The sequence below is a fragment of the Reticulibacter mediterranei genome (assembly GCF_016587455.1).
On record NZ_BNJK01000001.1, the window covers coordinates 5480039 to 5499673 of the forward strand.

General features: G+C 52.8%; 15 protein-coding genes and 2 pseudogenes. 11 read left to right on the forward strand and 6 right to left on the reverse strand.

Going from position 1 to position 19635, the window contains the following annotated elements; translation table 11 throughout:
• The first annotated feature begins 21 nt into the window (after positions 1 to 21).
• The 5 genes from K3T83_RS23575 to K3T83_RS23595 all read left to right on the forward strand — a co-directional run bounded on the left by K3T83_RS23575 (position 22) and on the right by K3T83_RS23595 (position 4568).
• The gene (locus K3T83_RS23575; RefSeq protein ID WP_220205372.1) at positions 22 to 453 is read left to right on the forward strand and encodes a MarR family winged helix-turn-helix transcriptional regulator; all 432 of its coding nucleotides are present in this window, start codon (positions 22 to 24) and stop codon (positions 451 to 453) included.
• A gap of 176 nt (positions 454 to 629) precedes the next feature.
• A complete protein-coding gene (locus tag K3T83_RS23580) occupies positions 630 to 953 on the forward strand; it encodes a hypothetical protein (protein ID WP_220205373.1) in 324 nt (107 codons plus the stop codon).
• A gap of 15 nt (positions 954 to 968) precedes the next feature.
• Entirely contained in the window at positions 969 to 2147 is a 1179-nt protein-coding gene (chrA, locus tag K3T83_RS23585; RefSeq protein ID WP_220205374.1) for a chromate efflux transporter, read from the forward strand.
• A 602-nt stretch (positions 2148 to 2749) separates the two neighbouring features.
• Positions 2750 to 3832, forward strand: a complete 1083-nt coding sequence (locus K3T83_RS23590) for a hypothetical protein (protein ID WP_220205375.1) — start codon at positions 2750 to 2752, stop codon at positions 3830 to 3832.
• A gap of 595 nt (positions 3833 to 4427) precedes the next feature.
• A complete protein-coding gene (locus tag K3T83_RS23595) occupies positions 4428 to 4568 on the forward strand; it encodes a hypothetical protein (protein WP_220205376.1) in 141 nt (46 codons plus the stop codon).
• A 317-nt stretch (positions 4569 to 4885) separates the two neighbouring features.
• On the opposite strand, the gene K3T83_RS23600 is transcribed toward K3T83_RS23595, so the two are convergent.
• On the reverse strand, positions 4886 to 5053 hold the full coding sequence (locus K3T83_RS23600) for a hypothetical protein (protein WP_220205377.1): 168 nt from the start codon (positions 5051 to 5053) through the stop codon (positions 4886 to 4888).
• Between the two features lie 187 nt (positions 5054 to 5240).
• Between K3T83_RS23600 and K3T83_RS23605 the strand changes: the two genes are divergently transcribed.
• Positions 5241 to 6773: an AAA family ATPase gene (locus tag K3T83_RS23605; RefSeq protein WP_220205378.1), complete on the forward strand. Its 1533-nt coding sequence runs from the start codon at positions 5241 to 5243 to the stop codon at positions 6771 to 6773.
• On the opposite strand, the pseudogene K3T83_RS23610 reads toward K3T83_RS23605, so the two are convergent.
• A pseudogene (locus tag K3T83_RS23610) lies at positions 6731 to 7853 on the reverse strand (IS3 family transposase). The gene K3T83_RS23605 and the pseudogene K3T83_RS23610 sit on opposite strands and share 43 nt — an antisense overlap.
• A gap of 203 nt (positions 7854 to 8056) precedes the next feature.
• Positions 8057 to 11740, reverse strand: a complete 3684-nt coding sequence (locus K3T83_RS23615) for a WD40 domain-containing protein (RefSeq protein ID WP_220205379.1) — start codon at positions 11738 to 11740, stop codon at positions 8057 to 8059.
• Between the two features lie 457 nt (positions 11741 to 12197).
• Between K3T83_RS23615 and K3T83_RS23620 the strand changes: the two genes are divergently transcribed.
• The 3 genes from K3T83_RS23620 to K3T83_RS23630 all read left to right on the forward strand — a co-directional run bounded on the left by K3T83_RS23620 (position 12198) and on the right by K3T83_RS23630 (position 14195).
• The gene (locus K3T83_RS23620; RefSeq protein ID WP_220205380.1) at positions 12198 to 12953 is read left to right on the forward strand and encodes an SDR family oxidoreductase; all 756 of its coding nucleotides are present in this window, start codon (positions 12198 to 12200) and stop codon (positions 12951 to 12953) included.
• Positions 12954 to 13110: 157 nt separating this feature from the next.
• Positions 13111 to 13557, forward strand: coding sequence for a hypothetical protein (locus K3T83_RS23625; protein WP_220205381.1), 447 nt, complete (start codon positions 13111 to 13113; stop codon positions 13555 to 13557).
• Positions 13554 to 14195, forward strand: coding sequence for a TMEM175 family protein (locus K3T83_RS23630; RefSeq protein WP_220205382.1), 642 nt, complete (start codon positions 13554 to 13556; stop codon positions 14193 to 14195). Before K3T83_RS23625 ends, K3T83_RS23630 begins: the two co-directional genes overlap by 4 nt.
• Before the next feature lie 75 nt (positions 14196 to 14270).
• Here the strand turns inward: K3T83_RS23630 and K3T83_RS23635 are convergent.
• From K3T83_RS23635 to K3T83_RS23645, 3 genes and pseudogenes are all read right to left on the reverse strand, one after another.
• Positions 14271 to 14582 (reverse strand): annotated as a pseudogene (locus K3T83_RS23635) (erythromycin esterase family protein); the annotation flags it as partial.
• A 155-nt stretch (positions 14583 to 14737) separates the two neighbouring features.
• On the reverse strand, positions 14738 to 15727 hold the full coding sequence (locus K3T83_RS23640) for a M56 family metallopeptidase (RefSeq protein ID WP_220205384.1): 990 nt from the start codon (positions 15725 to 15727) through the stop codon (positions 14738 to 14740).
• Complete coding sequence (locus tag K3T83_RS23645; protein WP_220205385.1) at positions 15727 to 16170, reverse strand: BlaI/MecI/CopY family transcriptional regulator; 444 nt, start codon at positions 16168 to 16170, stop codon at positions 15727 to 15729. The genes K3T83_RS23640 and K3T83_RS23645 overlap by 1 nt, the downstream gene beginning before the upstream one ends.
• A 323-nt stretch (positions 16171 to 16493) precedes the next feature.
• On the opposite strand from K3T83_RS23645, the gene K3T83_RS23650 reads away from it, so the two are divergent.
• Together K3T83_RS23650 and K3T83_RS23655 are read left to right on the forward strand one after the other, a co-directional pair.
• Positions 16494 to 16712 carry a heavy-metal-associated domain-containing protein gene (locus K3T83_RS23650; RefSeq protein WP_220205386.1) on the forward strand — a complete coding sequence of 73 codons (219 nt, stop codon included), beginning with the start codon at positions 16494 to 16496 and terminating at the stop codon, positions 16710 to 16712.
• Positions 16713 to 16930: 218 nt separating this feature from the next.
• Complete coding sequence (locus tag K3T83_RS23655; protein ID WP_220205387.1) at positions 16931 to 19576, forward strand: heavy metal translocating P-type ATPase; 2646 nt, start codon at positions 16931 to 16933, stop codon at positions 19574 to 19576.
• The last annotated feature ends 59 nt before the right edge of the window (positions 19577 to 19635 follow it).

The window sequence follows — 19635 nt, forward strand, 5'->3', positions numbered from 1 at the left end:
CGTAGAGAGAGGAAGACAAACGTGGACGAGAGAGCATTACAACAACAGATTCAAGAGTTCACGCGGAGGTTTGGACTGCTAAACCAGGACGGAACCCCTTGTCAGTATCCGATCTCTCCTTCACAAGCTCACGCCTTACAGGTACTCGGAACACAAGAAAAAACTCCACAGAGCCTCCTGGCGCAACAGCTCAATCTGGAAAAGAGCACCATCAGCCGTCTGATTACGCAACTTGTCGAGCGTGAGTGGGTTCAACGGACAATCAATGCAGAAAATCGCCGCGAAGTCAACTTGACACTCACGGATGCCGGGAAAGTGGTCCTCGACGACTTACTCATGGCGGGAGCAGCAAAATATCATCGTTTGTGGACGCGTCTCCCTCAGGACAAGAAATCCCAGATCATCGAAGCACTCGCCTTGCTCAACAAAGCACTTCTAGCAGATCAGGAATAAGAGAGATGCCTTGTCTGCCAGACATCTGGATAGGGTGAATTGCTTTCGGTTGATGTCGTTTCCTCTGTCTGCCTGCAATCTCGAGTCACGATGGATTTTCCCTAGTGAAGGATACACCCTTTTCATGTCGCGAACGTTCGATCGAGGGCTTCTTATTTGCAAGAAGAGGAACTGAAATGAAGGTTGAAATTAAAACAGAGGCGCCCCCTTCTCGGAAAGCACCACTGGCAGCAGTGGGGTCCGTCATTGCTGCCTTTCTCGCGGGCCAACATCATCTCATTCACATGCTCATCCTGATGATGACTTTTGGAAGTGCGGGCATGAGTGCGTTGCCCCTCCTTCGTCGAGGGATGATGTTGATGTCACTGGTTATGGTGAGCGTGACCCTCTGGCAGATGTGGCGATACAGACGCACCCGCACTATGACGATGCTTGGTGGGATCTCCGTGGCCCTCACGCTTGGTTTGCTTCTGTGGTCCATCGCGCAGTTTGGCCTCTAGCGTGAGGGAGAGAAGATGACCGACTCTGGTGCGAGCAACCCGAAAGTGCTGCACCTTTTGAAAGTATTTCTGTGGATTGGTCTCACCGGGTTTGGGGGAACACTCGCGACAATGACCTTAATGGAACAGGAATGGGTCAGCCGTCGTAAGCTGCTGACTCAGAAGCAGTTTTTGGAAGGGATGGCCCTCTGTTACCTGCTTCCCGGTCCAACGGCAGTTCTCCTCTCCATCTATCTGGGGTCGCGGATGCGCCGCACCCTCGGTGGAATCGTTTGCGGCCTTGCTTTCATCGCTCCTGCGATCCTGCTCACGTTCTTGCTCTCCTGGATCTATTTTCAGTTTCATACCATTCCCCAGGTCGCCGCACTGTTTATCGATTTGGAACCGGTCGTGGTCGCATTCATTCTTGCTATGCTCTTCCGCTCTAGCAAAGCGGCTTTGACCTCACTCTCTCGGTGGGCTGTGGCGCTCTCTGTCGGGATCTTGCTCATCTTTCCAGTCCTCCCCCAGGTATGGAATCTCATCACGTTGCTCCTGCTTTCTGGTCTCATCGGGATGCTGTGCATGCGCTCCTACAGTACCACCGTGCAGAGTGGGAGCCTGCTTGCCGTTTCGGGGGTGCTGGCGTTCCTGCGTGAAGCGACTCTCTCCCTTTCGCCTGGACTTCTCATCCTATTGCCGCTCGCCTTCGTCTTTCTGAAAGCGAGCCTGGTCATGTTTGGTGGGGGGGTCGTTGCCATTCCACTCTTCCAACAAGAACTCGTCCAGACCTATCATTGGCTCACTCCACAGCAATTCCTGGATGGGGTTGCTATTGGACAACTGACTCCTGGCCCTGTGACGGTGGTTGCTACTTTTGCTGGATACGCAGTTGGAAGTTGGCCAGGAGCGGTCGTTGCCACCGTTGCTATGTATCTGCCCTCATTTGTCCTGATGCTTGTTGCTACTCCACTTCTTCTGCGCCTGCGTTATTCATCGCTTGTCCAGGGGACGCTTCAAGGGATCCTGGCTGGCGCATTAGGGATGATGGGAGCTACCGCGCTCCTACTGAGCCGCACCGCAGTCACGAACCTATGGCAAGCGGCCCTGGCGCTCTTCTGTCTGGTGCTGCTGCTCCGATGGAACATCTCCCCCGCTCTTGTGATTCTTGCTGTAGCTCTGCTCGGTCTACTCCGCTTGCTCTTTGCTTTCTAGTGGCTCGCTTTTTTGCTACAACATGTTGCCAATGTTATCCTGCACGATTGCCAGCTTGTTCATCAAGTGACTATTCTGTTGCCTTATCTTCCATCAATCCTCCTCAATCATTTGTTCCAATATTGAGCGTCCCATTCCGTTTCTAAAAGCTGCTTCGCAGAACGTCAGTAGGAGATCAGGTGGCTGCTGAAGAGTTGAGGGCGTTGGTGGAGAGCACCCCCACCAGAGCAGTAAGGAAGACAGGCACACTCGCTCATACGTGATCTCATCCCAGGGACTGGTGCATTTTTGCGATCTAGTAATTCTACCAGATCGCTCCTGCGCCGCAAGCGATGTATCTTCTTATATACCGATATAATCAAGTAATTGTACCGATGAGTTTTTTGCATCTCTTGGGGTAAAGTATCGAAGAGAGGTTTTTCTAGGAAAATAGAACAAAGAGAGCATTGTTCTCCCAAAGAAGAAAAGCCTGCCAACTGAGCCTGCTTTGCTCTGCGTCAATCCCTTGCAGGTGGGGAAGGTTGTCCCAAATCGGTGCAAACGCACCAGAAAGTCGGACTGGATGCCTCATGACGAGGATTCAGTTGAGAAAAGGATGATCTATGAATACTGTAATGGTTTTCCGTACCTTACTCCTCGTGTATCTTGAGCGTATCGCACGAGTGGGGATTGGTGTCTTACTGCTCAGTCTGAGTATGGGCGTACTTACCCCCACCCTCCCGGCATTTGCCTCTACGCACAATTTTTCGAGTCGTGTCCAAGTTGATCAGTCCGTGCCTTTTACTTCTCCAAGTGGGGAGCCGACTAGTGAGCGTACCCATGTGTTTCAGGCTATCTCTTCTACGGAAGTGGCGGTTCTGGAAACGAGCGACGATCTCTGGTTAGTGCGTGCCCCATTCGGGTCATCTCCTCCTGCCAATCGTACCCTGATCGCTAGCCACGCCTCGCTCGCTGTCAAGGATTTTCAATTCCTCTCCGATACTCAGGTCTTGATGCTTAACAGCGATGGCACCCTCTGGTTGGAGAATGCGCCCTTCCCCAATCGCCTTCTCGAGGTCGATGGGCTTGGGGATGTTGCACATTTCCAAGCACTTACGTCCAGAGAGGTCGTGGTAGAGACGACCGATGGTAGACTCTGGCTGGAGTTACTCACCGCCTTGGGGGACGGTCCTCCCAGCCGTACCTCGATCACGACGCAGAGTGTTGGTTTCCAAGCGCTCTCTGACACAGAGGTCTTGGTCTTGCAGGGCACCTTCCCCAATACTAGCCTCTCGCTGTATCGCGCTCCATTCGGGGGCCTCCCCAATCGCACCTTGATCGATACTCATGTCACGCGCTTCTTCCAGGCTCTCTCCGACACCCAAATTCTGGTACTGACAGCTAACCCCAACAACCTTTGGTTGGATAGTGCCCCCTTTGGGAGCAGCTTTCCTCCCGCTCGTACTCAGATCGATACAGATGTCTTTGGTTTCCAGGCTCTCTCTGCCACACAGATCATGGTGGAAAGAGCTACTAATAGTGTCCTCTGGCTAGAGCACTCTCCCTTTGGCAGCGTTCCTCCCCCTCGCTCACAGATCGATAGTGGGGTGCTGGACTTTCAAGCGGTCCCGGGTACCAATGGGAACCAAGTTCTGGTGCTAGGCGGCGTGAACGGAGGATTCGGACTAGAGTCTGGACCCTTCTAGAGCCTGTTGCATCATGCCGCAATGAAGGAAGCTTTCTGTATCGAGAGGGGAAGCTTCCTTCTCTGCTCTCCCACGCCGCAGACTTCCTCTTGTCCACAGGAACGAGTCACCTCCATCACGCTTTCGCGCACCTCTTCCATTTTTAGCGAGAGATGGTATTGACCATTCTATGACTCAACAATTGATGAGAAATTCCATGGTCTTGCTAGCCTCGGTTGGCTCGGGAGCGAGTTCTTCTCGACGCAGCTCTCACAAGATCTGCAAGCAAGTACGGCAGAGCGTCGGCAGGAGATCCGCTGAAGCGTCGCAAGAGCTGAGGGAGTTGGTGGAGAGCGCTCCACCAGAGCAGCTAGAACAGGAAGAGAGACGAGAACCGGGTGAGAAGGATGAGCCTCATCTGTCAGCAGGCTTGCATGTACCATCACAGCTATCCCAGCTCTGCAAGCACGTGCTCTTCTTCTGAACATCAAGGATTGGTTCTTGAAGTCATGATCGACCCACCGCTTGTCGAGGCTCTCACTTTGGAGAAAAGGAACTGAATTGACCTTCAGTCGAGCACTCTACCGAGTTGCTATCCAGTTGGTCACAGGTCAATATGACAAATGGAGGGCAAGCCGAAGCAGGAGAAGATCTGGAGCAACTGGCGGCTCCGTTGGTTGCCATTGGGCGGGTGTTGCCTGACCTGCTACACTTGCTGACTAAAGAGGAATTATCGGTTCCGGTTGAGGCATCATAGTTTGAAAGATCATGCCTGTCGTGGAGGCAGGCGCACTTCCGGCAAACGTGACTACGGCAAAACCTTGCAGCAAGACCAAAAAAACTGCTATACTTCTGCTAGAGCTTTCTATTAAGAATAGAAAGGGCAAAAAGCAATGGCTGAGGCGTTCTCTTGTAGCAGAGGGAATCTTAAGTTGTTGAGACGCTTGCTGCAACCAAGCTAGATTACAAGAGAAGGGGATCTAAAATATCGGACGTTCTCAGCGAAAACGCCCGATACCCGACAAAAATTGAGCAGTTGGACAACAAGATGGTCTCCATCCGGAAAAGCCTGTTTTATTTGCTGCTGAGGGTTTTGAGCGCGACCAGGAAGGCTAGCACGCTTGTTCCCATCGTAGGGACGAATGCAAGGAGGAGCAGCACCGTTAGGACAAACAGGATCAGGGCAACTTGAGTGGCGACCGGTAATTGCTTGACCGTCTCAAGGATCTGTTGAAGATTCATGGGTATTCCTTTCTTGGTGTTGATGTATGAGCGTTGATCTCCCGGTGTCGTCCGCTCACCTGGAAGAGATGTCCGTTTCCAATCGCTGCCATTGCAATGCCTAGAACAAGTATAGTTGTTGTTGGTTGAAGAAAGGGCGTGCTTCTCGTGCAAAAAAATCGTGATTGTCGTGCAACGGTGGTGAGTGATGTGCGATCTTGAAGCATTTCAAAAAAAGGTTCGCCAATGCTGCCGGACCACCTACAAAGCAGATGGCAAGAAGCATACCCTCCAAGATCTGGCCGATGCCATTGTTCTTTCCTATGATGAACTTGGGAAACGCTTGAATGAATACCAGGACAAAAAGACAGGGAGGAACTGGCATCTCACAGAGGAGAATATCCTCGATATCGTCGTCGCCCTTGCCACCTGGAAAGCTCTGTTGACATGGGATGAAGCGATTGAATTGCTCACCTGGATGGACTACCCTTCGCATCGGCTTGCTTGGAGAACGGAACTCCAACAGCGTCTTGCTCCCCTTTCTCTTGTTCCAAGAACTCAGCCATCCCGGATTGACGCCTCTCCGCTTGACAAGGACAATGCATGTGTCCGTCATACCTCTCTTATAACAGAAGCCCAGCAAAAGCAGTGTGAAAAACTTCAGCGTCTCCAGGCAGTGATTCCTGATCAGAGCAGTTTGTTGCACAGTCGTCTCACCAACTTTGTGGGACGAGAACGAGAACTGGCTGATCTCCAGGCACATATCGCCGAGATCCAGCCACATGGAGGCTATCTCACCGTTATTGGGCAAGCTGGACAAGGCAAAAGTAGTCTGCTTGCCCAGCTTGTGAGGAGATATTCCTCTGAGCAAGTCACTTCCCACTTTATTCCCTTCAATCCTGGCCCCGATCATCAGATCGGACTCCTGCGGCATCTCATGGCTTGTCTTATTCTCAGATACGAGTTGGCAGAGTTCTATGCGGCAAGCGAGAGTCGTGCCGCCTTACGTGACTATTTGCCAAAGGTGTTGGAAGCAGTCACGGCCAAAGGCGGTCGCCAGATTGTGGTCCTTGATGGCCTGGATCAACTGGAAGAAGAGAGTACAGGGAGTCGGGATCTCAGCTTTTTGCCCGATCAGCTTCCAGCAGGGATTGTCTTTGTACTAGGGACGCGTCCCAATGAGACCGTGCAGCTTTTACACCAGCTCATTGCTTTTCGCGAATATCAGCTTCCTGCGCTCAATCGGACGGACTTTGATCTGCTCTTAACCCACCGCCGTGCTCATCTAGAGCCGAGCATTGCCGAGCAGTTCTACCGAACGATGGAGCCAAACACCCTGTATTTGGATTTGCTGGCTCAAGAACTTGCCAAGCAAGAAGTCCTTTCCCCTCAGGTCGTCATTGCTCGTTTAGCTGACAATCCTGAAAATATGTTCTCGCTCTCAATGGCCCGGCTCAAAAGGCAGAAGCACGAATGGCGTGAAGTCCTCAAGCCAGTACTCGGTTTTCTCCTGGAGGCTCGTGAACCCCTCTCGATGGGACAATTGAGAAGTCTGCTACATCTCGACTCGGAAAGGCTCAAAGAAGGCATCACTCGCTTGGGAGGACTGGTAGCCCAAACGGGAGAGGACTATGGTGGTACCGTTTGTCTAGACACTAATCGGCCAATTTTGAGAGTGAACTCAGCAGGAAGGAAAAGTCATTGTGAACGATGGGAGCGATACACAGCGACGGGCGTTTGATAGTCTAGTGATTGATGATATCGCTCATGATTATAAAATTGAAAGTACTGTTTCAAACTGGATCTTGCTTCTGAAACGGTTTGATAGTCTTTAAGATAGACCTCCTCATATTTCACGCTTCTCCAGAGGCGCTCGACAAAGATGTTGTCTCATGCGCGTCCACGTCCATCCCAACTGATGCGAATCTGTGCAGACCGCAAACGCTCTGTAAACTCCTGGCTCGTGAACTGGACCCCTTGATCCGTATTGAAAATCTCTGGGCATGCAGCTCGCAGTGCTCGCTCCAATGCTTCCAAACAGAAGCTGGTATCCAAGGTGGTAGATAGTTCCCAGGCGAGCACAAAACGACTGAACCAATCGATAATCGCGACCAAGTAGATAAAGCCTCGTGCCAGGCGGATGTAGGTGATATCGCTGCTCCAAACTTGATCGATACGATCAATGCTCACATCTCGTAACAAGTAGGGATAGCGCACAGATGGCGAACCTGCTTGGCTCAACTGAGGCTTCGGGTAGATCGTTTCTAAACCCATCCTTTGCATCAGTCGCCTGACCCGTTTGCGATCCACGACATAGCCTTCATCCTGAAGGAACTTGACCATCTTGCGTTTCCCATAAAAAGGGGGACGCGTGTATTGTTCATCAAGCAGCCTCATCAACAGCACATCTTCCTCGCTTTCAGGTGCAGGCTCATAAGAGTAACTTGAACGGGCTAAACCCAACAATTCACATTGACGCACGATTGAGAGGTGTGGATGATCGGGTTCCACCTGAAGCCGCTTTTGCTCAGTGCTGGTAGGGGCCTGATTTTTTTTTGAGAAAGTCCAACTCCACTTTGAGTTGGCCGATTTGTTGATATAAAGTGGCGATGAGCGCTTCCTCGTTCTTGGCTCGCTCCGAGCCTGGTTGAGCAAAGATCTGTGGCAGTTCATCCAGCACCTGTTTCTTCCATTGCGTTATTTGGGTTGTATGCACTCCATATTCCGAAGAAATTTCATTAAGCGTTTTCAAGCCTTTGATAGCTTCTAACGCGACTTTTGCCTTAAAGTCGCTGCTGTATTTCTTTGGTGAACTTGCCACGGCGTTCCTCCTTGCGGATACTTGTCTCCTTCCTGCTCTTTTATCTCATTGGCCTGTCCAGTTTTCCGCCCCCATTATACGTACTACTCAAAATTATACGCACTCCTCCAGATGAAGTGCAAGCACCTCTTCTGAAGAAAGAGATGGGGAGAAGAAAAAGGAAGAGCAAAGGAATGAGCTTCGCCCACGAAACCAAGGCAAGTTCACAACCTCCAGGTGCTTATTTCCTCAAAGGCCCCCAGGGCGTGCAACGATGCCTTTTGCGCATGGGAGAGACCTCGAATGCCCGTTATATTGAGCCGCTCGTAGGGTCGGTCTCGCTGGAGTGTTCGCAAATACTCGCCGCTATGCAGATCCCACAGCCGAATGGCTCCATCATCCCCACAACTGGCAAGCTTGTTGCCGTCAGGACTGACTTTGAGTGCTTGTACCATTCCCTGATGTCCCTCTCGCACCCGCAAGCACTGCCCACTTTCAACCTCCCACCAGCGCAACTTGCCATCGCTGTCTCCGCTGATCAGTAAATTTCCACCTGGACTCCATATCACGGATGAGACCACCTCAGAATGCCCTGTTAATGTTTGCACACGTTCGCCACTCTGCATCTTCCACACGAAGAGTTGTCCACCCTCTTTGCCTCCTCCACCACCAGAGGCGAGCCATCTGCCATCGGGACTCCATGCCACACTCATGACGACCCCTTCATGTCCCACCAGCCGTTGCTGCTGCATACCATCACTGGCATTCCACACATACACTGAGCCGTCATAACCTCCGCCTACAAGCAGGCTTCCATCGGGACTCCACGTTACGCGACGAATGCGGGCCGCCTGCGTATGTGCCATCCAACGGCGGGTGCGAGTGGTCATCTCCCACACCTGCACTCCATGCAAATAGCTTCCAACGGCGAGCAGGCACCCGTCAGGACTCCACGCTACGCCCTGAAAGACGGTGCCAACCGCGCCAGGGTCGCGCAGTTCGTGGAGACGAACACGTGTGAACGAGTCCCACAGCATTATGAAGTCTCGTCCTCCGCTGGCCAGGAGTTGCCCATCGGGACTCCATGCCACCCCCTGTCCTTGCACCATGTCCCGATGTTCCTGCACCACGCTCTGCGGGACTCCACTGTTTACATCCCACAGCGTCACCTGCATATCAGTTCCATAACTGGCAATTTGTGTGCCATCAGGACTCCAATCGAGATCGAGCAGGGAGTCCGTGTGGCCTCCTATGATGCGCAGCAACTTTCCACTCTCTACGTCCCACACCCGCAGTGTACCATCGTAACTACCGCTCAAGAGAGTACAGTTGTCAGGGGTGAAAGCCAGGCTGGTCACTACACTAGTATGTCCTTGCAGCACTTTGCTCGTTCCGCCCGTCTGGATGTCCCAGAATTGAATTGCGGTATCGTGGCCGCAACAGGCTAATGTGCGCCCATCGGGACTCCACGCCACTCGCAGCACCCGGTCCGTAGGCCCCGTGAATGTCTGGAGGCATTTGCTCGTGATCAGATCCCATCGCTTAACGGTGCCATCATGACTCGCGCTGGCGAGTTGTGTGCCATCGGGGGAGAAGGCCAATCCTGTTACGCGGTGCTTATGCGCTACCAGAACCTGGGCACGCATCTCAGGCTCAGGCATCTTAGGCAGCCACAACCAGATGCTCCCATCGAAGCAGCCAGAGGCAAGCATTTGTCCATCAGGACTCCACGCCAGCCAGAAGATCGCACTGGTATGCTGCAATGCTTTGAGAGGAGTGCCATGTTGCGTGTCCCAGAGATGAACGAGCATATCGACTCCTCCACTGGCGAGCACATCTCCGATTGGAGAAAAGGCAAGCCAGACAAAGCTCTCAGTAGGCCAGCTCTCCCAGAGCAACGCGCCACTGCTGATTTCCCACAGCTTGATGCTGCCAGTTGAGCTTGCACTGGCAAGTGTGCGTTCATCCGGGCTGAGCGCGAGCGTCCAGACCATCTCCGTGTGGGCGCGCCAGATACGGTGCAGCGTCAGTCCGTGATCGTCCCACACACGTATTTCTCCGCGCCCGCCAGCTGCAGCCCAGTACGCGCCTGTCTTGCTCATGGCGACCGCTAAGATCGCATCAAGAGGCTCGGTGAAGATGCTTTCCTGAAGCATGGCGTGGGACAAGGAGCTGTCCTGCAAGTCGGTTCCTTGCAGAAACAGGCCGCGCAGAGCCAGATGTGAGAGATCCAATCTCCGCAGATGCCCACGCAGCCTGCGCAGCAGTATCACCAGATTAGCCGGTCCATATCCCTGGGCTGTCTGGTCCCGATTTCGCATTTCGTCGAGCAACCGAAGCAGGTGCTCCTCGACCTCGGATTGTGCCTGAGAGGTGCTCTGTAACCGGGTGAGCAGAGGAACTACAAGCAATTGCTCCTGAGCCTGCCGCACGTATTCCTTGACTTGAGCCAGACAGAGTCCATGCTCCAGCAGGCGAAGCAACTGCCCCTGCTCGATCTCACGGCTCCCTTCTTCAATGAGCCGTGCTGTTGCGTACTCCAACACCACCGATTGCAGCGTGAAGCTGCCAGCACGGTGTCCTTGTTCAATCAGGCTGCGGCGGCGCAGTCCCTCCACTGCTTCAAGTACCTTCGCCGTTGGCATCGGAGTGTTCAAGATGGCGAGGAGGGTGTGCAGGCTCACAGGTTCGCGCAGAATAGTCAACCACAATAGCACTGTTTGCTCCAGAGCCGAGAGACGCATGAACTGCTCGTCGAGGAGTTGGCGTATACCCCCAAAAACGGTCTCGCCCTGCTGGAGGAACAGAACAATCTCCCCACCGAACAATTCTACAATTGTGTGTGCCACGATCTGTAATGCCAGCGGGTTGCCCTGGTACACCTCAACCAACTGTGCCCGTTCGTCCGAGGGACTTGCTATATATTTCTCCTCCAGCAACTCAACTCCTGCCGCTGTATCCAGCCCTGTCAGCCGCATTGTTCGCACTGGCGAACGGCGACCCTCCAGGGGCACCAGATCAACTGGTTTCTCTCGGCTGGTCAGCAGCAGACAACTCTGATGTGCGGTTTCACCTCCTTGACGAAGAAGGTAGGAGTAGTCCTCAAAGCCTGCACGCATACGACCTGTGCCGGTGCCTTCCTCTAGAATCGTCTCCAGGTTATCCAGTACTAAGAGGACGCGCTGCCTGCGCAACTGCTGCATCAGCAGGTGTAGGTGTCTCTCGAAGGAGATGGGTGCTTCGGAGAGGGTCTGGGGGGCAAGTATCTGGAGGCAGTCCTTCACAATCTCCTCACAGGATGGGGCATCACGCAACGACCGCCAGATAACTGCCTCAAACTGCGATGCCACCTGATGCATGACTCTGGTTGTGAGCGCTGATTTGCCGATACCACCTATCCCTAGCACACTGATCACCCTACAATGGTCCTGGAGAATCCAGCGCGAGAGCAATGCCTGTTCCTCCTTACGCCCATAAAAGGTAGGGATATCGAGCGCATCACCCCAATCCACTTTGGGATCGCTTTCAACAGAAGAGGGAGTGATTACGTGCTGATGATGGACCTCCTCGATCGGAGTTGATACAAGGGGGACAACCTGCTGACCAAGAAGCGATTGTAGCCATCGCTCATCCAGTAATACCTTCTGATGAGCCGAACGCCACAAGGCTCTGATTTGCTCCTCCTCACTACCTGCTTGGAAACCTTGTTGCTCAAATATCAGAGCGATAAAGGCCTTGAGGTGGCCGGCCTTAGGATAACTCTCACCAGCCTCCCAGGCACCTACAGTATGTCGGGAGACGTTGAGGATATTTCCCAGCCCTGCCTGAGTCAGTCCGGTTGCCATTCGCATGTCCAACATCTGCTGACCGAAGTCGTGATCTTGCTCTCGATACGACGTTTTCGTCATAGATTCTTTCCTTCTCCCCACGACGCAACCTAGTACGACCATGTAAGGTGAGATGGCAACCGATGGATAGTGCTTTTCTCAGCGCTTCCTCTATACTGGTGTCGGGCGTGCGTCCTCTTGGGTAACGCCTGTCTCAGAGGCAAGAAAGCGGCTGTACAACGGCTTCTACCTCTCTCTTTTTTTCATCTCTATTAGCTCATGCTTTTATAATGATAGATTGGCCTCTTAACGACGAGTCTTTCGCTTCACACGAATACTCTTTACATCTACAACAAAGCAAGGTGAGATGGCAAGTGAGATGGTTGGTGATGAAAGGTGCTTTCTTCTGTGCAGACTTTTATACTTGTAACAGAGAAGACGAAATGCTTCAGAGCGTGCTGGTAAAAGAGGCTCTGAGAAAGAGGGAATCAGCACTTCTGAACAGTTGTAACTATTACTCTTGAAAGGAGATATCATAATGAAGATTGTCGTTATTGGTGGTAGCGGGCGTATTGGAAAAAGGCTCGTGAATAATCTTCGTGAGCTTGGTCATCAGGCTGTGGCAGCTTCACCGAGCACAGGCGTCAACTCCCTCACTGGTGAGGGGCTGGCAGAAGCGCTTGCCGGTGCTCAGGTGGTCGTAGACGTGACGAACGCGCCATCGTGGGAGGACAGGGCCGTGTTAGCGTTTTTCGAGACATCGACGCGCAATCTCTTGGCCGCAGAAGCGGCAGCTGGTGTAGGTCATCATGTTGCACTGTCGATCGTTGGCACTGATCGTCTTCCCGAGAATGGATACTACCGCGCGAAGGTGGCCCAGGAACACCTGATCAAGGCCTCGAAGGTTCCCTATAGCATCCTTCGTGCAACGCAGTTCTTCGAGTTCATCGGCGGCATCGCCGATGAAGCCACCACTGGACAAACTGTGCGCGTGTCGTCCGCCTTTCTCCAGCCGATCCTGTCGGCTGACGTTGCGGATGCACTGGCCGATGTCACGATCGGAGCACCTATCAACGGTACGGTGGAGGTGGCTGGTCCGGAACAGATACCTCTCGACGAACTCATTCGCCGGTTCTTGAGCGCAACAAAAGACCCACGTAAGGTGATTACAGATGTCAATGCACGCTTCTTTGGTGCAGTGTTGAGCGATCACTCCCTCACCGCAGGGGAGAACGCTCGTCTCGCCCCGACGCGTTTCGAGGATTGGCTGAGCAGCTACATAGCACAAAAGTAAGTTAGTAAGGCAGAGTTGACGCCTGGTTGTCTCGTCTAGCGGGTTGGCAGGAAACTCCCTGTGTTCACGAGGAAGGGTGTTCAACTCTGCTTCAGAGGGATGTTCCGGTTGTAAAAGAGCAAGATATGCTCATGAGAAGAAAGAAGAGGAGATGAGTATGGCAGATAGTACGATGATTGTTCTCGTCTTTGATGATGAAAAGGGCGCTGACCTCCTTTTTGATGAGTTTGAGGAGACGCTGAAAGCCGAAGCATTCCCTCTCGATGATGCCGCTGTGGTTATTTACAAGCAGACCGGCGAGATGTCCGTCAAGCAGTGGGCGCATCCGCTCAGTGAGAACGGCTTCACACTTGCACTCTGGACGTTCGTGATCCATACACTGCTCTCGGGCTGGGAAGATCACATTGATGATTGGCCCATCGAGAAGTTCAAGCAGGTGTTCCGATCCGGCACCTCGGCCTTCTTCTGCCTGATCGAACCATCTGTCAGTAAGGATGTCCTTTTTCAATTCAGACAGTTTCGTGGTACGCTCATCTATGCCGGGTTTACAGAGGAACAGAAAGTCCAATTGAAAGTAGCAGCCAGTAAAGGGGAGAGCGTATGATTGAAGAGCGACACGAACCACGTCGTGAGAAAGAAACAGGCAGAATCGAAGCGTTCAGTGATGGCGTCTTTGCCGTCGCTATCACCTTACTGGTCTTCGGTTTGCAAGCTCCAACGCTCGACAATCCCTTGACCTCAGAGCATCTGGTGAGGATGCTCTTGCAGCGCTGGCCTTCCTATCTGGCTTTCTTTATCAGCTTCGCCACCATCCTCATCATGTGGATAAGCCATCACGCTATGTTCAAGCTGATTGACAAGTCTGATACGCCCTTCCTGTTCGCCAATGGCTTCTTACTCTTGTTGGTAACGACCGTGCCATTTCCAACTCAGTTGATTGCGATGTACCTCACCACACCAGTTGCAGGGGTGGCCTGTGCGATCTATGCGGGTCTTTTTCTGATGACCAATCTCGTGTATAACTTGCTCTGGTGGCTCGCCGCCCATCAGTCTCACCTTCTTAAAGACTCTGTTTCACCAATGCTGATACGCACCCGGAGCCGCAACTACGCCCTGGGTGCTCCCTGTTACCTGCTCGCGCTGATACTTGCGTTCTGGAGTCCTGGGGTCAGCATAGGAATTTGCTCTGTCCTCTGGCTCTTCTGGGCGTTTACCACCTATGAACGTATACCCGCAAGATAAGTATACCGGAAACAAAGGTTTGAACCAGATAAAAAAGAAAGACACAATGAAGAGCAGGACATCTTGATTGCGTCACATCCAGAGAGGGAATCGCTGGAAGCTGTCTAATGCTTCATGAGCCGTTGTATCATCGCTTGTTCCCTGAACATAACGATTGACACGATAGGCATCGGGCCAATCGGCTTCGACCGCGACAGCTGTGAAGCCTTTTTCAGTGATCAAGCGTTGGGTGATGCTGGTTCGTGTATCATAAAACTCGTGTGTGCCGTGTGATGCCTCACCAAGCAGAACCAGGCGAGCATCGCCAATCATTTCCAGTAAAGGCTCATAATCGGTGTGACGGTCTGTGGGTGGATGGGCAACCTCACGGATCGCATCGGTGAGTATTTTTCGTGTCGTGTTAACCAATATGTGCGATCCACTCTCAAGGGATTATTCAGTTTGCATTTTGATCATCTCACCAGATGACACGACGATGAGAACTGAAAGGTGTCAGGGGCTTCTCATGCTTTGAATAACCAGAATGAGAGGGGACGATAAGGTCAAAGCAAATTTTCGAGCAGAGAGTGGGGAACGCATCCCACCAGAACCAGCACAAGTATAAAGTTTGCGCCTTGCACCGCGAGCAGCAAGAGCAAGGTCGCTATGCTTGCCCGGAACGTCATGGCGGGAGCGCTCTGAGTGGAAGGGGCAGGCGTTGCGGGATTGCGCCTGCTCATTAAGCGCTGAATGCGATTGTGAATGGTGGGATGAGCCTCGGCCAGTAGTTGCGCTCCACCTATACTCACCGAATTGGTTGTATCGGTGGCATGCACCCACACTTTTGCGAGTGCGGATGCGAGCGCCAGTGGGCGATGGGTAGCCTCAACAGCCAGATCATCGCAAATGATTTCCTTTTCGCGCTGAATCTGTCGATATACAATCCAGCTGGTAGGGATATAAAAGAAGGCGTCACGAAGGATAGTAGCAAGCAGGACGACGAGATAATCTTTGCGCGCGACGTGCTTTAACTCGTGGGCGAGAACTCCCTCAAGCTCTTGCTGATCCAGTTGCTCCATCATCCAGGAAGAGAGCAGGATTGTTGGACGAAAGATGCCGCAGGTGAACGCCAGCGGGCCATGATACACGCAGAGCAGAAGACGGGGTTGACGCAGGTTGAGTTGCTTACAAAGTCGCGTGGTAATCTTTTCTAGATCGGCACTGGCAGGGAAGCCCCGGCGCGCGACCAGACGCAACATAAATAGCCAGCGGATCATTCCCCAGCAGAATGCTCCACCCACAATCGCCAGCATCCCGGAAGGGAGAGCCACCTCTAGCAGTTCGCCCCAGGAAGAAGGAATTTCAGTGAAGCAATCATGGCTCAGGAATGGATGGAGCGCATTGACACCAAGAGAGAAAAAAGGAATAAATAGCACAAAAAGTTGCATGACACGCCGCAGCGTCCAATCGGCCAGGGAACGAAGCATATAGAGATGAATGCATCCATTAAGAAAAACCAGAAGAATGCTTGAGAGGCCAAGCAAGGTATGCACTACTGGCCCTCCTCCTGTGTGCGGCGGCGTGTGATCTCATCAAGCATCTGCTGAGCCTGATTCGGTTTTCCCTGTCCCTGTAGCGCTTTTATGCTCTCCATCGTCTCTCCTGAAAAACTCACAAATAGATCCTCTAGAATGCGGCCAACGAAGCGAGAAACAAACTCCTGCTGTGTGCTGGTTGGATAATAAATATAGCCATGCTCTCTCTTCTCGACGCGTAGCAATTGCTTCTTTGCTAACCGTGTCATCGTATTCATCACAGTTGTATAAGCGAGGTGCCGACGGGCGTAGAGAACCTCAAAGATGTCGCGAACTGTTGTTCCCTGATCTATCGGACGCTGCCAGACTAATTCCATGATTTCAGCTTCCAGATCGCCCAGAACTTTCCGAATGCCGGGACGGTCGGTCCGAAATGTATTAATATCAGGTTCAAAACTCACGATAAACTCTCCTCTCAATACTAATACAAATATCTGCCGCTCTCTTCTCTTGACTGAAAATACGGGACTTCTTTCCCATACATCAGCTTAATATAATATCTGATGGAAAATGCAAGATAAAACCCATTGTAGCAGGTTTTCAAAAAGAGCGAAACTGGCTGAGCATTTCACAATGAAAACTCTGGCAATAGCAGGCTTGCCGATGCCCAAGTGAATATGCTATAATTTCTTTACCCACCCCCACCGGGTATGGGAAGAAGAGTGGGTAGTTGCTCTTCTCTTGAGAAACAATTGATGACATGTAATAGAAAGAGAGAACCTCTATGGCTGAAACACAAGAGATCGTGCTTTCGGTTCCCGATGTCAGCTGTGAGCATTGCGTCAAAACGATTAATGGTTCGTTGGGTGCCCTGAAGGGCGTGGAGGCAGTGAGTACCGATATTTCCGCAAAAACGGTGCAATTGCGCTATGACCCCAGCAGTGTCTCTCTGGCGCAAATCGAAGACACATTGGATGATGTGGGCTACACAGTAGCGAAGTAACCTTCGCAAACGAGGGGAGCAATGGGATGAGTATCCCGTTGCTCCCTTTTCCTTTCCGTTCTAATCTGGATCTTGAAGGACGCGAGCAGCATGTTGACAAAGCGAGCAGGTCTGATATATACTTTCTGTGTACCCACCCCAGGGGGGTAGGGAGCATTGAGAATTATTTCTCAATAGATTGTTTCTCTTCTCAAAGAGTACGATATGAGGTGATCGCGATGGCTACAGAAGCCAGAGAGTCTATAAAAGATCAAGAAAAAGAATATGGGGAAAGCTGTGATCGAGCAGTATTCGCTGTGGAGGGCATGAGTTGCGCTTCCTGTGCTATGCGCATCGAAAAGGGCTTGAAAAAAGTGCCGGGTGTAGCGGATGCACAGGTGAACTTCGCGACCGAGCAGGCGACGGTCACATATGATCCCGCTCAGGCGACACCAGAACAGCTGATCAACAAAGTCGAGGCCGTTGGCTATAAAGCGCTGCCTTTGAGCATTCCTGAGCAGAAACTTGCAGAGGCTACCGCCGCTTTCGCCATAGAAGGAATGACGTGTGCATCATGTGCTATGCGCGTTGAGAAGGGTTTGAAGAAGGTGCCAGGCGTCCTCAATGCGCAGGTAAACCTCGCGACCGAGCGAGCCACTGTAATCTATCAGCCCGACCAGACGGGGATGCAAGAGATGGTGCAGAAGGTCGAAGCGGTGGGATACAGGGCCATTCCGCTCGATCAGCCCGCTAATGGACTTGAGACCAGTTCATCTTCTCCAGTGGAGAGTAAACAGACAAGCGGCGTACAGTCGCAGCTGCGAACAGGTTTTATCGCGGAGGCAGCTCGACAGGAGGAGGAGCGCAGTCAGCGCAAACGGGCGGAACTGACGCGCAAACGCAACATCCTGATCCTGGGCATTGTCCTATCGTTGCCTATAGTCGTTTTGACGATGTTTTTCATGGATCGCTTTCCGGGACAGAACTACCTGCTATTCGCGCTGACAACGCCAGTCTGGGCAATTGTTGGCTGGGAGTTTCATAGAAATGCGATCAAGACGTTGCGACATGCGAGCGCGAATATGGATACGCTCGTCTCGATTGGCTCGACGGCGGCCTATCTGATGAGCGGCGTTGGCACCTTCTTTCCGCAACTCGTGGGCAGCGGGACCATCTTCTATGACACAGCGGCCTTGATCATCACCCTGATCTATCTGGGCAAATACCTGGAGGCGCGTGCGAAGGGCCAGGCCAACGATGCGATTAGAAAACTGATCGGATTGCAGGCGCGCACCGCTCATGTCGTGCGCGCTGGACAGGAGGTGGAGATTCCCATCGAAGAGGTGCAGGTGGGTGATGAACTGGTGGTGCGTCCAGGTGAAAAACTGCCTGTCGATGGCGTCGTAATCGGTGGTCATTCGGCGGTTGACGAGTCGATGATTACCGGCGAGAGCATCCCCGTTGAAAAAGGAGAGGGCGATGCGCTGATCGGTGCAACGATCAACCAGCGCGGCCTGCTGCGAATGAGTGCTACGAGGGTTGGCAGCGATACAGTGCTGGCAAACATCATTCGTATGGTCGAGCAGGCGCAGGGTTCCAAAGCGCCGATTCAAAGGCTGGCCGATACGATCTCGGGCATCTTTGTACCGGCGGTGCTGGGCATTGCTGCACTGACCTTCGTTGGCTGGGCAATTGTTGGTAGCATCATAGGTGTCCCAACATTGGGTGCGGCATCCGAGATGGCCGCGAATGTCCCATCGCCCTGGGTGATTGCCATCATTGCTGCGATTACTGTACTGGTCGTTGCCTGCCCCTGTGCGCTTGGCCTTGCCACGCCGACTGCGATCATGGTTGGGACTGGGAAAGGTGCCGAGCAGGGCATTTTGATTAAGGGTGGGGAGAGCCTGGAACGCATTCAGGCTGTGCGCGCCGTCCTGCTGGATAAGACCGGGACTATCACAAAGGGCAAGCCAGAGCTGACCGACGTGCTGGTGCTGGATGGCGAAAACGAGCAGAATGTGTTGCAACTGGCAGCTGAAGTGGAGCAGGGGTCAGAACATCCATTGGCCGCTGCCATTGTTGAAGGGGCCAAAGCGCATGGACTCGCTCTGGGCGGCCATCCCGAACAATTTAGCGCCCTGGTCGGACGTGGAGTGGAGGCTACCATTCAACAGCGTCAGGTGCTCGTCGGGACACGTATTCTGTTGCAAGAACGTGGAATTTCGTATAGTAATTTAGAAGAGCAGTTGCAAAGCCTGGAGGAGCAGGGGAAGACCGCGATGCTGGTGGCGATCGGTGGTAGGGCAGCGGGAGTGATCGCGGTGGCGGATACCGTCAAGGTTGGTTCGGCAGAGGCAATCAAGCAGTTGCACGATCAGGGATTGACGGTATGGATGATTACTGGAGATAATCGGCGTACTGCACAGGCGATTGCGGCCCAGGTAGGCATTCCTGCCGAGCATGTGCTCGCGGAAGTATTGCCAGAGCAGAAAGCCGATCAGGTTCGGCATCTTCAGGAGCAGGGATTGGTAGTGGCTTTTGCTGGCGATGGAATTAACGATGCGCCGGCACTGGTACAGGCTGATGCGGGTATTGCGATGGGAACAGGCACCGATATTGCGATGGAGGCCGGCGATATCACACTCGTTAAGGGCAATTTGAGAAGCGTCGCAACCGCTCTGGCGCTGTCGAGAGCAACCTTGCGTACGATCAAGCAGAATCTCTTCTGGGCTTTTGCCTACAACGTTCTGCTCATTCCGCTGGCGATACTCTCGCCCATGATCCCATTTTTGAAGGAGCAGGCACCCATCTTCGCAGCGGCGGCGATGGCGCTCTCGTCGGTAACAGTAGTGAGCAATTCGCTGCGGTTGCGACGATTTCACTAGACAGAGTCACTCGGTAGGTCGTAGTCGAGCAATTTATCGCGGAGAAGCGGAAGACCGCG

What these genes read in the sequence shown, in the direction of transcription:
- K3T83_RS23625 (WP_220205381.1), top strand. Translation starts at nt 13,111, where the DNA reads ATGGCAGATAGTACGATGATTGTTCTCGTCTTTGATGATGAAAAGGGC.
- chrA (WP_220205374.1), top strand. Translation starts at nt 969, where the DNA reads ATGACCGACTCTGGTGCGAGCAACCCGAAAGTGCTGCACCTTTTGAAA.
- K3T83_RS23615 (WP_220205379.1), bottom strand. Translation starts at nt 11,740, where the DNA reads ATGACGAAAACGTCGTATCGAGAGCAAGATCACGACTTCGGTCAGCAG.
- K3T83_RS23600 (WP_220205377.1), bottom strand. Translation starts at nt 5,053, where the DNA reads ATGAATCTTCAACAGATCCTTGAGACGGTCAAGCAATTACCGGTCGCC.
- K3T83_RS23650 (WP_220205386.1), top strand. Translation starts at nt 16,494, where the DNA reads ATGGCTGAAACACAAGAGATCGTGCTTTCGGTTCCCGATGTCAGCTGT.
- K3T83_RS23605 (WP_220205378.1), top strand. Translation starts at nt 5,241, where the DNA reads ATGTGCGATCTTGAAGCATTTCAAAAAAAGGTTCGCCAATGCTGCCGG.
- K3T83_RS23630 (WP_220205382.1), top strand. Translation starts at nt 13,554, where the DNA reads ATGATTGAAGAGCGACACGAACCACGTCGTGAGAAAGAAACAGGCAGA.
- K3T83_RS23620 (WP_220205380.1), top strand. Translation starts at nt 12,198, where the DNA reads ATGAAGATTGTCGTTATTGGTGGTAGCGGGCGTATTGGAAAAAGGCTC.
- K3T83_RS23580 (WP_220205373.1), top strand. Translation starts at nt 630, where the DNA reads ATGAAGGTTGAAATTAAAACAGAGGCGCCCCCTTCTCGGAAAGCACCA.
- K3T83_RS23655 (WP_220205387.1), top strand. Translation starts at nt 16,931, where the DNA reads ATGGCTACAGAAGCCAGAGAGTCTATAAAAGATCAAGAAAAAGAATAT.
- K3T83_RS23590 (WP_220205375.1), top strand. Translation starts at nt 2,750, where the DNA reads ATGAATACTGTAATGGTTTTCCGTACCTTACTCCTCGTGTATCTTGAG.
- K3T83_RS23595 (WP_220205376.1), top strand. Translation starts at nt 4,428, where the DNA reads ATGACAAATGGAGGGCAAGCCGAAGCAGGAGAAGATCTGGAGCAACTG.